At 68.9% G+C, this 13,522-nt stretch carries 7 protein-coding genes; 3 read left to right on the top strand and 4 right to left on the bottom strand.

Annotation, left to right across the window (positions count from 1 at the left end; all coding sequences use genetic code 11):
* The first annotated feature begins 244 nt into the window (after positions 1-244).
* A complete protein-coding gene (locus KEG38_RS23175) occupies positions 245-1,249 on the top strand; it encodes a hypothetical protein (protein WP_272421936.1) in 1,005 nt (334 codons plus the stop codon).
* Between the two features lie 312 nt (positions 1,250-1,561).
* Here the strand turns inward: KEG38_RS23175 and KEG38_RS23170 are convergent, their stop codons facing one another.
* Both KEG38_RS23170 and KEG38_RS23165 read right to left on the bottom strand, forming a co-directional pair.
* Entirely contained in the window at positions 1,562-3,490 is a 1,929-nt protein-coding gene (locus KEG38_RS23170) for a hypothetical protein (protein WP_272421935.1), read from the bottom strand.
* A 5-nt stretch (positions 3,491-3,495) separates the two neighbouring features.
* Positions 3,496-4,233, bottom strand: coding sequence for a hypothetical protein (locus KEG38_RS23165; protein WP_272421934.1), 738 nt, complete (start codon positions 4,231-4,233; stop codon positions 3,496-3,498).
* 197 nt (positions 4,234-4,430) lie between these two features.
* On the opposite strand from KEG38_RS23165, the gene KEG38_RS23160 reads away from it, so the two are divergent.
* Both KEG38_RS23160 and KEG38_RS23155 read left to right on the top strand, forming a co-directional pair.
* Complete coding sequence (locus KEG38_RS23160; protein ID WP_272421933.1) at positions 4,431-5,471, top strand: hypothetical protein; 1,041 nt, start codon at positions 4,431-4,433, stop codon at positions 5,469-5,471.
* A 26-nt stretch (positions 5,472-5,497) separates the two neighbouring features.
* The gene (locus tag KEG38_RS23155) at positions 5,498-6,061 is read left to right on the top strand and encodes a hypothetical protein (RefSeq protein WP_272421932.1); all 564 of its coding nucleotides are present in this window, start codon (positions 5,498-5,500) and stop codon (positions 6,059-6,061) included.
* Positions 6,062-6,151: 90 nt separating this feature from the next.
* On the opposite strand, the gene KEG38_RS23150 is transcribed toward KEG38_RS23155, so the two are convergent.
* The gene (locus tag KEG38_RS23150; RefSeq protein ID WP_272421931.1) at positions 6,152-12,430 is read right to left on the bottom strand and encodes a MopE-related protein; all 6,279 of its coding nucleotides are present in this window, start codon (positions 12,428-12,430) and stop codon (positions 6,152-6,154) included.
* A gap of 113 nt (positions 12,431-12,543) precedes the next feature.
* Positions 12,544-13,464, bottom strand: a complete 921-nt coding sequence (locus KEG38_RS23145; RefSeq protein ID WP_272421930.1) for a hypothetical protein — start codon at positions 13,462-13,464, stop codon at positions 12,544-12,546.
* Positions 13,465-13,522: the final 58 nt, after the last annotated feature.

Raw genomic sequence — 13,522 nt, 5'->3', positions numbered from 1 at the left:
GCAAGGTCTCCGTCGAGCCTCGCATCGTGAGCACGGAGCGAGATGGACGTACCACCTCGTTGGTGGACGTCATGGCCTCCGGCCCACGCTCACGGCCCCGCGAGCAGGACAACCACCTACGCACCCTCGCATCCCGCGGGAACGGACCGCGGAGGGGGCGCCCCCTGAACGGAGGGCACGGTGTGAAGAAAAACCCGCCATCCACCCTCGACGCGGACGCGCCTCCGCGTTACAGGGGCGGACCATGAAAACCACGGTATCGTTTGTCGGGATGCTTTCCCTCGTCGTGAGCGCTTTCGCATGCGGCGGCGGGGAGCCCGAGGTTAAGGATCCGTCGACGGAAACGGCAAAGCCGGCCGAGACGACAGCCGAGAAGACGCCCGAGCCCGCAGCCACCACAGCCGCGACGACGACAGCCACGACGACCACGACCGAGGCGAAGAAGCCCGCGCCCCCGCCGCCCGTCGTCGAGGACATGAAGCCGAGCGAGGACCCGAAGCCGCTGCCGAGCGTGAAGATCACAGCGCCAAAGAACGACGCCTCGATCGGAGACCTCGCCAAAGCAAAGGACTTCGAGATCAAGCTCGACGTGAAGGACTGGGCCACGGTCGAGAAGGGGCCGCACGTCCACCTGATCCTCGACGACCAACCGTACAAGGCGATCTACGACACGAAGAAGCCCGTGAAGGTCTCCGAGCTCCTGCCCGCGGGCACCGAGCTCAAGGAGGGCGAGCACACGCTCGTCGCGTTCGCGAGCCGCGCAACGCACGAGTCGGTCAAGGGCAAGGGCGCGCAGCAGCTCGTGACGTTCTGGGTCGGCAAGAAGGGCAAGAGCGCGTTCGACCCGAAGAAGCCGCACGTCGTCTACAGCCGGCCCAAGGGCGAAAACAAGGGCGCGATGGGCCAGGAGCTGCTCATCGATTTCTATCTCTTCGGCACGGCACTCGACAAAGGCGAGAAGGTCAAATACACGATCTCCGGCCCGAGCCTCACCACGCCGCTCACGGGCGAGTTCACCACCTGGGCCCCGAAGGTCGCGAAGAACCTGCCCAAGGGTGACTACGAGGTCACCGTCGAGCTCGTCGACAAGGACGGCAAGCCCATCGAGGGCCCGCTGACGAAGACGACGCGCAAGGGAATCGCCGTCGACCCCGAGGCCGCCGCAAGCGATCCGCACGCCGGCCACGGCGCCGAGCCCGCCGCGCCCGCGCCCGCGCCCGCGCCCGCGCCCGCGCCCGCAAAGAAGTAAATCGCCGAGCGTAGCGCCGGGGTTTCACCCCGGACCCCGACCAGGGGTTGTCCACCCCTGGACCCGGACCAGGGCAAGCCCTGGACGCGGGGCGACAGCGCGCGATGCGCGCTGTCGACAGGGGAGACGTTCCCAGCACATCGGGCAGCGCTGCTGTCTTGGTTGGCAAGCCGGTCGCTGGTCTTGCCCCTGGTCCGTCGGAAAAACCGCGCATCGCGCGGTTTTTCCGCCTTCGGTCCAGGCCGTGCCTGGTCCGGGGTGAAGGGGGCGGACAGCCCCCTTCTGGGGTGCGGGGCAAAGCCCCGCGTCTCGTCAGGGGTCAAGCGCGAGCCGGCCCATCCAGAGGGCGCCCTCGTTGCGAGGAAGGAGGCCGTGTTCGCCCTCGGAGAACCCGAGGACTGCGCTCACGAGCGTCACCTCGCCCGCCCCCACGGCGAGGCTCATGAGCCCCGCGTTGCACGACAGGATCCGATATCCGAGGGGCGCGCCTGCGGGGTCGAGGGCGAACGTGAAGAGCGCGCTGCCGATGCCTGCGCCAAACGTCGGCGTGCCGCCCGGGAGCGGCTGACCGCTTACGTTGAAGCCCGACATGGCGCGGCCTGCGAGGACCACGCGCCCATCCTCGGCGACATCCACGTCGCCGAGCGTGAACGCCTCCGCGAAGGGGCTCGCCGACTGGTCGAAGTACTGCCCCCAGATCTGCTTGCCGGCCCCGTCGAGCGCCACGACGAACCCGTCCTCCCCCACGCCCGTCGTCGTGACGACCTCCAAGCCGAGGTCGATGAAGCCGGCGAAAGGCCCCGCCACCACGACCCCGCCCCCGGGCCGCGCCGCGAGGTGCACCTCATAGCCCAGGCGAGCGTGGACCTGCCCGAGCTCCCGCGCGACGATCGGCGTGCCTTGTGGATCGAACGCCGCGACGAAGAGCTGCGACGCCACCGGCATGGACGACATGGGCCCCACGATGAGCGGCAGACCATTGCCGAGATCGAGCGCGCCGTTGGACAAACCCACGATCCAGGTATTGCCCTCGGCGTCGGCCACGGCGTCGAGCACCTGCTGATCGTACTCGTCGCCGTAGCGGCGCACGTAAAGCAGCTCGCCCGCGGCGTCGTATCCGGTGATGAGCAGGTCCGCGGAGCAGTAGTCCGCGGGCGGCGTTGCCTCGACCGGGCCGCCGGGGAACGGGATCGTGCCGTAGAGGCTCTTCACGAAGCTCACGCCGCCATCGGGGCGCGCCGCGATGTGCGGACCGGGCGGCAAACAATTTTCGAGCGGGAAAAACGCGTCCTCGACGAGCCCGACGCTCCACGCGGCGGCGCCCGCGTCCGACATACGGGCCACGAAATACCCGCGTTGCCCTGGGGTGTTCAGGAGCGCGCCCGCGCCGAGATCGATCTGCGTCGTGAAATGGCCCGCCACGTAGAGATCGCCGCCTTCCTGCGCCGAAAGCGACGAGATCCCGTCCACGCCTTCATCGCCGAACGTACGATCCCAAACGACCTTCCCGTGCGCATCGAAACGGACGAGCACCGCTTGGCCGGCGCCGTCCGCCAGGACCACCCGTTCGCCGAGGTTCAGATTGTTGGCGACGTGGGCGCCGAAGACGAACCCGCCCCACGCGTTCTCGACCTCGAACGCTGGGAGGAAGCCGGCCGGGCCCTGCGCGGGGATCGAGACGAAGCGCGGCGGGAGCGGTTTTGCGGCGGCGTCCTTGCGGGAAAACGTGATCTCGTTCGGCAGCCGCTCGAGCTGCGCCGCCGAGTCGTAATAGGACTGCAGGGTGGCGGTTTCGGCCTCGTACACCGCGCCCTGGAGCTCCATGGGCTGGCCGATCGAGCAGAGCCAGGCGAGCTCGTCACCGGGCGCCTTCAGGCTCACGCCCGTGAACGGGACGCGGACCTTCGTCTCGTCATACAACTCGGCCTCGAGCGGGAACAACGAATCGCCGTTCGGCACGCGGAGGTCGGTGACCACGGGCGTGAACGGGGCGCCGGTCGTGGTCACGTCGAGTTTGTCGAGCCAGATCTCGGCCTCGTCCTCTCCGCTCCCTAGGGCGAGGTTCGCCGTGAGGTCGAAGGCGCCGTCGAGCTCCACGCGGCCATCTTCGCGCGTGGAGAGCTCGACCTCGGGGTTCAGGAAATCGACCTGCAGGCTGCCCACCTCGCCGCGGCAAGCGACGAGCGCGAGCGCGGACAGGGAAGCGACGAGGAGAGGCGCGGTGGGCGAGGACGAGGCCATGGCGATCAGTAGCGTACCGTGAATTGCGCCGAAGTCGGACCCACGCGCAAAGACGCGGCGGCGGGGGCCTGCGCGTTGCGCGCGCCGTAGATCCAGAAACCGAGGCCCAGGCCCGTAACCGCGAGCGCGCCGAGGTAGGCCCCGGTGGCCACCGCGCTCGGCAAACCTTCGAGCTGGAAATCGTCCCCCCTGGCGGCCGCGAGGCCCGTGCACGCGAGGCCCACGCCGAGGGCCGTCGCGAAGATGCCCCGCTCCGTGAATGCGTCGCTCTTCCGCGGGGTGGGTGTTCCGTCGGTCCCGAGCCCGACGAGCGTGGCCGTGACGGAGGCGATGCCGATGCCGATGCCGTTCGCCAGGAAGAGCCTGCCCGCGAAATCGAGGTTCGGGTCGAGGACGCCATAACAACCGGCGACGCCGCACCGCTCGTCGGCCGTCTCCGCGACGCCCATCATGACGCCGCCGGCCACGATGAACGCCGCGCCGAGGCCGAGGACGCCGAGGCTGTATGGAACCGTCGGCGCGCGAAATGACGGCGGGTCTTTCGGCGCGGGCGGCACTTTCTGCGCGGGCGGCGCGGGCGCCAGCGCGGGTGGCGTGGACTCCGCGTCTACGGGCGCGGGATCGGCCTCGGCCTCGAAGCCCATGGTGGGCAGCGCCCCCTGACGCACGACGTCCCCGCTCCCCGCGCATCCCGCCATGAACACGAACGAGAGCCAGCCGAACCTCGAAATGCCCCTGCCCATACCTTCCTCGCGCCTCCTCACCCGGCTTGCCGCGGCATGAACGTTCGCGCCCTCCTGCGCGCGCCACGTTCTCAGAGTTTCGCGCTCGAGACAAGCTGACGCGCCGGGACCGACCGCCACGGCCGCGCCGAGGGCCTCCGCCGCGCGCTTGTATTGTTCTTGATCCGCCGTCGGATCAGCCTGTAACATCGAAAACGATGCGTCCGGTATCGCTCCTTCTCGCGGGCATCGCTCTTTGCACGGTGACCGCGCGTGCCTCGGCGGACGAGCCCGCGGGCACGCGGCAGGCCGATGGGTCGCAGGCGGCGGCGGTCCAGGCGGCGCGCGTCGAGATGGAGGCCGGAAACTTCGTGACGGCCTGCCCCGCGTTCAAGGTCGCCTACCGCGAGGAACCGCGCCCGTCCACGCTCTTCTGGCTCGCCACGTGTTACGACAAGTGGGGCCGCATCGCCACGGCGGCCGTGCACTACGACGAATACCTCACGGCGTTCGAACAGCTCTCGGACCTCGAACAGAAGGCCGAGCGCGACAACGAGGAGGCCGCTTCGGCGCGGCGCCATGCGCTCGAGGCGAAGATCCCCAAGGTCATCCTCCGCGTCCCGCGCAACGCCCCGGCGACGACGCGCGTGCTCCGCAAGTCGCTCGAGGGGGGTCCGCCCTTGGAGGTGAGGATTGGCGTCCCGCTCCCGATCGATCCGGGCGAGCACGTGCTCACGACCGAGATCCCGGGCCGCCCCTCCGTGTTCACGAAGTTCCGACTGAAGGAGGGGGAAAACCAGGTCATCGACGTCGTGATGCCGCCGGCGACGGAGACCGGCGAGCCCACGAAGACGGCGACGGCCCTGCAGCCGGTGCCCTCGAGGTTCCCCAAGCTCGATAGTGGGATCTCGGGCCGTCGCGTCGCGGCCTACACGCTCGGGGGGCTCGGCGCGGTGGGCATCGCGGGGGGACTCGTGATGGGCATCATCACGTGGGCGCAAAAGGAGCCGATCGAAAAGAATTGCCTCCCCACGAACCCCAAAATCTGCAACACGACGGGCGTGGGCGCCAAGCAGACGGCGGCCATCACGGGGATGATGAGCAATGTCGCGCTGCCCGTCGGGGTCGCGTTGCTCGGCACCGGGATCGCGCTTTATTTCACGGAGCCGCCTCCCTCCAATTTCGGCAAGCTCGGGCCGGGGACGCAGGTGCGCGTGGGGCTCGGGCCCATGAGCGGCTCGGTCGAAGTGCAATGGTGATGCGGCGCCGGGCCAGGAGACAATCGATGATGCGCGGGACGGGTATTCGCTGGGCACTCGGGTTCGTGGCGATCGGGACGCTCCACGGCGTGGGCTGCGCGCGGGAGCCCGAGGCGGACGACGAGGGGGCCGTGGCCGCGCTTTCGCAGGCCCTGGCGGAGTCGCCGCTCGGCAAACCGGCCTCGTGTGGCCTCGTGGAGTACCGCGCCCCGACGACGTGGACGACGACGGCGCAGGACGGATTCGAGATGCTCACGTCGCCGGATAGCCGCGCGCACATCCTGCTCGCGCCGCTCAAAGCCTCGGACACCCTGGCCGGCAAGCGCGACGCCGCGCTCGCCGTGTTCGGCGCGACCGAGGTGCGTCTCGCCGAGGAACGCTCGATTCGCGTGGGTGAGGGGCAGCTCGAGGCGAAGGCGAGCGACGGCGCATGCCGCATCGCCATGGGCGAAGCGGGCTTCCAGTATGCCGTCGTCGACGCGGGACGCGAGGAGAAGACCTTCGTCTTTTATCTGTTCGAGAAGAGCGCGCCGGAGTCGACGCGTACCGAGGGGATGCGCATGATCGCGTCGTTCCGCGCGAAGTTCTGATCGGTCGTCCCTCGAAGCACCGCGGACGCCCTTGCGGCGCCCGCCTTCTGCCGGCCCGGCCCCCGCGAAGGGAGCCGGGCCGCTGCCATTTCACGGGGAGCAGACGCCGGCGCCGTTGCAGGCGCTCGGGGCGACGCAGGTGTTCGCCGGGAAGTCGTCGTACTTACCCGAGGTGATCGGTTGACAGGTCCCGTTGCCCCCGCTGCCCTTCGCCGCCGCCGAGCAAGCCTCACAGACACCCGAGCAGGCGCCGTTGCAGCAGACGCCGTCCACGCAGTGGCCGCTGTTGCACTCCGCTGCACTGGCGCACGCCTGCCCGTTCAGCTTCTTGCAGCCGCCCGCGCCGTCGCAGCCCTGGCCCGTGGGGCAGAGCGAATCGGACGTGCCCACGGGGACGGGCGAGCACACGCCCGGGTTTCCGGCGGTATTGCACGCCTGGCAGACCCCGTTGCACGACGAGTTGCAGCAGACGTTGTCCACGCAATTGCCGCTGCCGCATTCGTCGGGCGTCGAGCAGGTCTGGCCATTGGCCTTTTCACAGGTGCCCGCGCCGTCGCAGGCGCTCGTCCCCGTGCACGTGTTCGCTGGCACGTTGTCCGGCTGTCCTGCCGGGATCGGCGAGCACATACCGACATTGCCCGTCACGCTGCACGACTGGCACGTGCCAGTGCACGCCGAGTTGCAGCAGACCCCCTCGACGCATTGCCCCGAGGCGCAGTCGTTCGCCATGGTGCAAGACTGGCCATTTTCCTTCTTGTTGTTGACGCACGTGCCGCTCGGCCCGCACGCGTTCGCGCCGCTGCAGACAGTCGTCGCGTTCGTGTCCTCCAGGCCGGGGATCATGTCGCCGCACGTGCCGTCCGTGGTCCCGCCGGCCGCGATCGAACAGGCATCACAGGTGCCCGTGCATGCCGCGTTGCAGCAGACCCCGTCCGCGCAGAAGTTGCTCAAACATTCGCCGGTCGTCGAGCACGCCGAGCCATTCGTCTCCTTGCAGACGCCCGAGCCGTTGCACGCGTTCATCCCGACGCAGGTGCTCGCCGCGACGTTGTCCTGCATGCCCGACACGATGTTGCCGCACGTGCCGTCCGAGCCTTGCCCCTTCGCCGCCGCCGAGCACGCCTGACAGGTGCTCGTGCACGTGCTGTTGCAACAGACCCCGTCCACGCAGTTGCCGCTCAGGCATTCGTTCCCCGCGCCGCACACCGCGCCGTTCGACTTCTTGCATGTGCCCGTACCGTCGCACACGTTCGTCCCGGTGCAGGCGTTCGCCGGGACCGTGTCCTGCGTGCCCGACGTGACGTTGCCGCACGTGCCGTTTGCCGGCGCGCCCGATGCCGCCGCGCACGTCCGGCAGGTGCCGTTGCACGCGGAGTCGCAGCAGAACCCGTCGATGCAGTTGCCGCTGAAGCACTCGCCGGCCGTGGAGCACGCGCTGCCGTTCAGCTCCTTGCACACGCCGGCGCCGTCGCACACGTTCGTCCCCGTGCAGTTGCCCGCCGGGAAATTGTCCGGCTGACCGCTGTCGATGTTCGTGCAGGTGCCGGCGAGCATGATGTTCTTGTTGCAGGTCTGGCACGACCCGCAGGCCATCGCCGTGCAGCAAACCCCGTCGACGCACGCGCCGCTCGCGCACTCGGAGGCCGTCGAGCACACCTCGCCCTTCGTCTTCAGGCACGCGCCGCTGCCGTTGCAGACGTTCGAGCCACCGCAGACGGGCGCGTCGTCCGTGCTGCCCGGCGCGATGTTCCCGCAGACGCCGTTCGCCGCGGCGCCTTTCGCCACCGAGCACGCCTTGCAGACGCCGGTGCACGAGGTGTCGCAGCAGACCCCGTCCACGCAGTTGCCGGTGACGCAGTCGCTGCCCGTCGCGCACACGATGCCATTCGCGCTCTTGCACACCCCGCCGCCGTCGCAGGCTTTCGGCGCGGCGCACGTGTTCGCGGGGTAATTGTCGGGCTGGCCCGACGTGATGTTGCCGCAAACGCCGTTCGTCGCGGCGCCCGCCGCCACCGAGCACGCCTGGCATTCACCGGTGCACGTGCCGTTGCAGCAGACCCCGTCCACGCAGTTGCCGCTCAGGCATTCGCTGGCGTTCCCGCAGACCTGCCCGTCGTTCTTCTTGCAGGTCCCGCTCCCGTCGCAGGTGTTCGTGCCGGTGCAGGCGCCGACGGGGTTGTTGTCCGTCGTGCCGGCGTTGATGTTCTGGCACGTGCCGGCGGTCATGATGTTCTTGTTGCAGGTCTGGCACGTCGAGCACGACCCCGAGCTGCAGCAAACGCCGTCGACGCAGGAGCCGCTCACGCACTCCGTCCCGACGACGCAAGCCTCGCCCATCTTCTTCTTGCACGCGCCGGTCCCGTCGCACACGTTCGCGCCGCCGCAAACGGGCGCGTCATCCGTGCTGCCCGACGCGATGTTGCCGCATTGCCCGTCGGTCCCGGCGCCCTTCTTCGCCAGCGTGCAGGCCCGGCACGTCCCGCCGCACGCCTCGTTGCAGCAGACGCCGTCCGCGCAGAAACCGCTCGAGCAATCGCTCCCCACGCCGCACGCCTGACCGAGCGCCTTCTTGCAGACGCCCCCGCCGTCGCACGTGTTGAGCCCGCCGCAGACCGGGTTCGCGTCCGTGCCGCCGTTCTGGATGTTCGCGCAGGAGCCGTTCGTCGCCGCGCCCGCCGCGATCGAGCACGCCCGGCACGTCCCCGCGCACGCCTCATTGCAGCAATAGCCGTCGACGCAGTTGCCGCTCGTGCACTCGTTGCCGGTCGGGTTCGTGCAGGTCTGTCCCGTCGCCTTCTTCGAGACGCACTGGTTCGAGGCGTTGCAATAATGCGTCGACGCGCAGTTTGCGTCGCTCGTGCACGTCGTCGGGCAGGAGACGCCCGGCGCGCACACGTAGGGCGTGCAGCTCGCCGTGACCCCGGCCTTGCACGCACCCGCGCCGTTGCAGACCTGCGTCACGTTGAGCGTGGTGCTGTCCGCGCACTGGCCGTCCATGCAATCGTTGTCGGGGTCTTGGCCGTTCGCGATCGGCCCGCACGTACCGTCCGCGCCGCTGCCCTTCTTGCCCGCCGAGCAGGCCTGGCAGAGGCCCGTGCACGCGTTGTTGCAGCAGACGCCGTCGACGCAGTTGCCGTTCGCGCACTCGTTGTTGCCAATGCACGAGTTGCCGTCCGCCTTCTTCGCCTGGCAAGACGAAAGCAGGCAGTAGTTGCCCGTCGCGCAGTCCACGTCGCCCACGCACGTGCTCGAACACGCGTTGTTCTTGCAGAGGTATGGCGCGCACGAGATCTGCGACGTGGCCGTGCAGGTGCCGGAGCCGTTGCAGGTCGAGCTCGGGCTCAGGGTCGTCGCGTTGAGGCACTCCGCCGCGGCGCAGGGGGCGCCGTTCGGGTGCAGGGCGCATTTGCCCGTGCCGTCGCAGACGCCCGTCGTCCCGCAGCTCGCGATCGACGTCGTCGCGCACTCGTTGTCGGGGTCTCCGTTGTTCACGACCGGCCCGCAGATGCCGTCGCTACCCTGGCCCTTCTTGCCCGCCGAGCACGCGTAGCAGGTGCCCGTGCAGGCCGAGTCGCAGCAGACGCCGTCGACGCAGTTGCCGCTCGCGCACTGGTTGTTCGTCTGGCACGACGAACTGATGGTGCCCTTCGGAATGCACTGGCTATTGTTGCAGTAGTACCCGCCCGCGCATTGCGCGTCGATCGCGCAGCTCGTGTTGCACTGGCCGGCGCTGCACGTGTACGGCACGCACGACTGCTCGGCGCTCGTCAGGCACGCGCCGTTGCCGTTGCAGAACTGCGGCAGCTTCGCCGTCGTGATGTCCTTGCACGTCGCCACCACGCACTCGACGCTATTGCTGTATTTCGCGCACGCCCCGGCGCCGTTGCAGAAGCCCGTGTTGCCGCAGCTGCTCGGGTTGTCCGACGCGCACTCGTTGTCCGGATCGGCGTTGCCGACGATCGCCTGGCAGAAGCCGTTGTTGCCCTGGCCTTTCTTGGCGGCCGAGCACGCGAAGCAGGTGCCGTCGCAGGAGCTGTTGCAGCAGAACCCGTCGACGCAGTTGCCGCTCGCGCACTCGAGCGCCGAGAGGCAGAACTCGCCGATCGGCTTCGGCGCGCACTTGCCGGCCGAGCAGATGTTCGTCTTGCAGTCGATGGCGTTCAGGCAATTCTTGCCGATGTCACAGGCCTGGCAGGGCAGGCCGCCGCCGCAGTCGATGTCCGTCTCGTTGCCGTTCTTCGTTTGATCGTTGCACTGCGCGGGCACGCAGATGCCGCCCGTGCAGACGCCGCTCTGGCAGTCGCCGGCGAACTGGCACTGCTTGCCGTCCGAGCACTTCTTCTGCTCCTGCACGCACGGGCCGCCGCAGTCGAGGTCCGTCTCGGCGCCGTTCTTCTTGTTGTCCGAGCAGGTCGGCGAAAGGCAGATGCCGCCCGTGCAGACGTCGCTCTTGCAGTCGACGTTGGTCTTGCACTTCTCGGACGGGTCGCATTTCTCCGGACAACCGCCGCCGCAATCGACGTCCGTCTCGGTCCCGTTCTGCACGAAGTCCGTGCACTGCGAGGGGGCGCAGATGTTGTTCGTGCAGATCTTGCTCTGGCAGTCGGTCGCCACGAGGCACTTCTGGCCCGTGTCGCAGCGGGCGACGCAGTCGGGGCCGCCGCAGTTGACGTCCGTCTCCTGCCCGTTCGCCGCGCTGTCGGTGCACGTCGGCGCGAGGCACGTCTTGTTCGCCCCGCAGACCTTCTCCTTGCAATCGGCGCCGACGTTGCAGCCCTGCCCCGTGCCGCAGCCCTGGCACTGGCCACCGCCGCAATCGATGTCCGTCTCGCTGCCGTTCTTCGTGGTGTCGCCGCAGGTCGCCGCCTGGCAGACCTTGTCCTTGCAGGAGAGGCTCACGCAATCGAGCGCGCTGTTGCAATTCTGGAGGTTGACGCAGAGCAGAGGCTTGCAGGCGTCGCCGCAGTCCTTGTCGCTCTCGTTACCGTTCTCCACGCCGTCGAAGCAGGTCGGCGCCTGGCACTTGCCGCCGACGCACACGTTCGAGAGGCAGTCGGACCCGTACTCGCAGTTCTTCGTGGGCTGGCAGCCGGGGCAGGCGGAGCCGCCGCAATCGACGTCCGTCTCCGTGCCGTTCTCCGTCGCGTCGTCGCACGTGTCGCCGACGCAGATGCCGCTCACGCAGACCTGCGAGACGCAGTCGTCGCCCGTGTTGCACTTCTTGCCGTCGGGGCACTTGATCACGCAGGTGCCGCCGCAGTTGACGTCGGTCTCGCTGCCGTTCTGAATGCCGTCTTCCGGGCAGCAGAGGACGCCCTCGTCGATGACGCCGTCGCAGTTGTCGTCGACCAGGTTGCAGCCCTGCTCGGGGTTCTGGAAGGGCTTGACGTCGGGCGTGCAGATCGTGCCCGGCTTGCCCGTCTCCTCGTCGATGCCGCAATCCGTCTTGCCGAACTTGCAGATGCCGGGCAGCTTCGTCGTGCAATCGAGGCCGAGGCCCATCGCGTCGTCGGGCAGGCCGTTGCAATCGTCGTCGAGGCCATTGCAGACCTCGGCGCCGGGGAGCACCTCGGTCAGGCACTTCGTCTCGTCGAACTTGCCGCCCTTGCAGGGGTAATACCCCTTCTTGCAGACGCCGATGCCGACGAACTTGTCGTCGCCCGTGTAACACTCCTTCGTCTGATCCCCGGAGCACTCGCAGCCGGAAATCTCGTCGATGGCGCCATCGCAGTTGTTGTCGACGCCGTCGCAGACCTCGCCGCCGGGGATGACGTCCGCCTTGCAGTCGCCCCAGAAGCCGTTCAGGCAGGTCTGATCACCTTCCTTGCAGTTCGCGACGCCCTGCGTGATCGGCGGGCCGCCGTAACACTTGCGGGTCTGCCCCTCGGTGCAGGCGCAGTTGTCGTTGACCTTGCCGTTGCAATCGTTGTCGAAGCTGTCGTCGCAGTTCTCGAGGCCCGGTAGCACCTCGCCGGTGCAATCGAGCCAGATGCCGTTCGTGCAGGTCTGGATGCCGGTGACGCAGATACCGACGTTCCGGGTGAGGGGCGCGCCGCTATAACAACTCTGGACCGCCCCTTCCATGCAGGGACACCCCTCGTCGATGAGCCCGTCGCAGTTGTTGTCGATGCCGTCGCAGATCTCGTCGGCCTGGGAGTCGACGGGCGGACAGGTCATCGGCAGGCCGTTCACGCACGCGGGCCGGATCGTGCGGCAGGCGCCGACGCCGCACTCGAGCGGCGGCAGGTCCCCGGCGCTGCACGGGTTCTCGTCGCTCTCGGTATCAATGCCGAGGATCGTGGTGCAGCTCAGGATGGTCATCGCCGCCATCAAGAGCCCCAGCAAGGAGTACCCGGTCCGCCGCGTCATAGGGCTGCCTGCCTGATAAAAAGGTGAGAGGGCGGTCCCATCGTATCCGCAGCGAGGACCTCCTTACAAGAGTGTTGCGGCCGATCCAGGCGATACGCGCCGCACCCCGCCGCCTACCGCTTCACTGTCGCCGCAGCTTTCTTCTTCGCGAGCTCCGCCTCCTCGACGAGGCAGCGGTGCGGCTTTGCCCCCGAGCTCCCCTCCCCGCAAATGAGACAGAAAAACGCGGTGATAGGCTCGGGCGGCGGCGGCTTCTTGGCTGGCTGCCGGGACGGCGGCGCGGCGAGCGGTTTTCCTTCGACGGCGGCTGCGGCCTCCGCGGCCTTCTTGCGGCGCTCGAGTTCGTCCCTGAGGGCGCGCACCTCGGCGGCAAAGGCGTCCTTTTGTATCGAGAGGGCCTCGACGTCCTGCTCGGCTTGCCGATAGGCGCGCGAAAGCTCCTCGATGCGGCGCATCGCGGCGGCGAGGTCCCCTCCCCTGTCATCGGTCTTGCTGCGGGCCTCGGCGAGCTCACGTTCGAGCGCCTCGGCCCTTGCGCGCGCCTCCCGGAGCTCTCCGGACAGCGCTTCGGAGCTCTTGCGAGCCTCCCCGACGTCGCGGGACAGCTCTTCGGACCTCTTTTGCGCCTCCCCGACCTCTTGGGACAGCACTTCGGAGCTCTTGCGCGCCTCCCTGACGTCTCGGGACAGCTCTTCGGCGCTCTTGCGCGCCTCCCCGACCACTCGGGACAGCTCTTCGGACCGCTCGCGCGCTTCCCGGAGCTCGCTTTCCAGCTCCGCGGATCTCGCGCGCGCCTCCGCTGCCGCCGCCGCCTCCGCTGCCGCCGCCGCCTCCGCTGCCGCCGCCGCTCCCGCTTCCGCCTCCGCCTGCGGCAGAGCCCGCTTCGCCTCGGCGGCGGCTTTCCCGAGCGCCCGCGCCTCTTCCCGCGCGGCCCCGAGCTCCCGCGCGAGCGCGCCTCGTGATCGCAAAAGCACTCCGATCACGAGCGCGAGCGCGCAGACCACCGCGACCAGAATCAACGAGAGCCCATCCATACGCGCACCGGCGCGCGCCCAGCATGGGGCAGGCAGGCCCTTCAAGGCAAACACTTGC

The organism is Polyangium jinanense, from assembly GCF_028435265.1.
GTDB lineage: Bacteria > Myxococcota_A > Polyangia > Polyangiales > Polyangiaceae > Polyangium > Polyangium jinanense.
This window is presented reverse-complemented; position numbering and strand designations above follow the sequence as displayed.

What these genes read in the sequence shown, in the direction of transcription:
- KEG38_RS23170 (WP_272421935.1), bottom strand. Translation starts at nt 3,490, where the DNA reads ATGGCCTCGTCCTCGCCCACCGCGCCTCTCCTCGTCGCTTCCCTGTCC.
- KEG38_RS23165 (WP_272421934.1), bottom strand. Translation starts at nt 4,233, where the DNA reads ATGGGCAGGGGCATTTCGAGGTTCGGCTGGCTCTCGTTCGTGTTCATG.
- KEG38_RS23155 (WP_272421932.1), top strand. Translation starts at nt 5,498, where the DNA reads ATGATGCGCGGGACGGGTATTCGCTGGGCACTCGGGTTCGTGGCGATC.
- KEG38_RS23150 (WP_272421931.1), bottom strand. Translation starts at nt 12,430, where the DNA reads ATGACGCGGCGGACCGGGTACTCCTTGCTGGGGCTCTTGATGGCGGCG.
- KEG38_RS23145 (WP_272421930.1), bottom strand. Translation starts at nt 13,464, where the DNA reads ATGGATGGGCTCTCGTTGATTCTGGTCGCGGTGGTCTGCGCGCTCGCG.
- KEG38_RS23175 (WP_272421936.1), top strand. Translation starts at nt 245, where the DNA reads ATGAAAACCACGGTATCGTTTGTCGGGATGCTTTCCCTCGTCGTGAGC.
- KEG38_RS23160 (WP_272421933.1), top strand. Translation starts at nt 4,431, where the DNA reads ATGCGTCCGGTATCGCTCCTTCTCGCGGGCATCGCTCTTTGCACGGTG.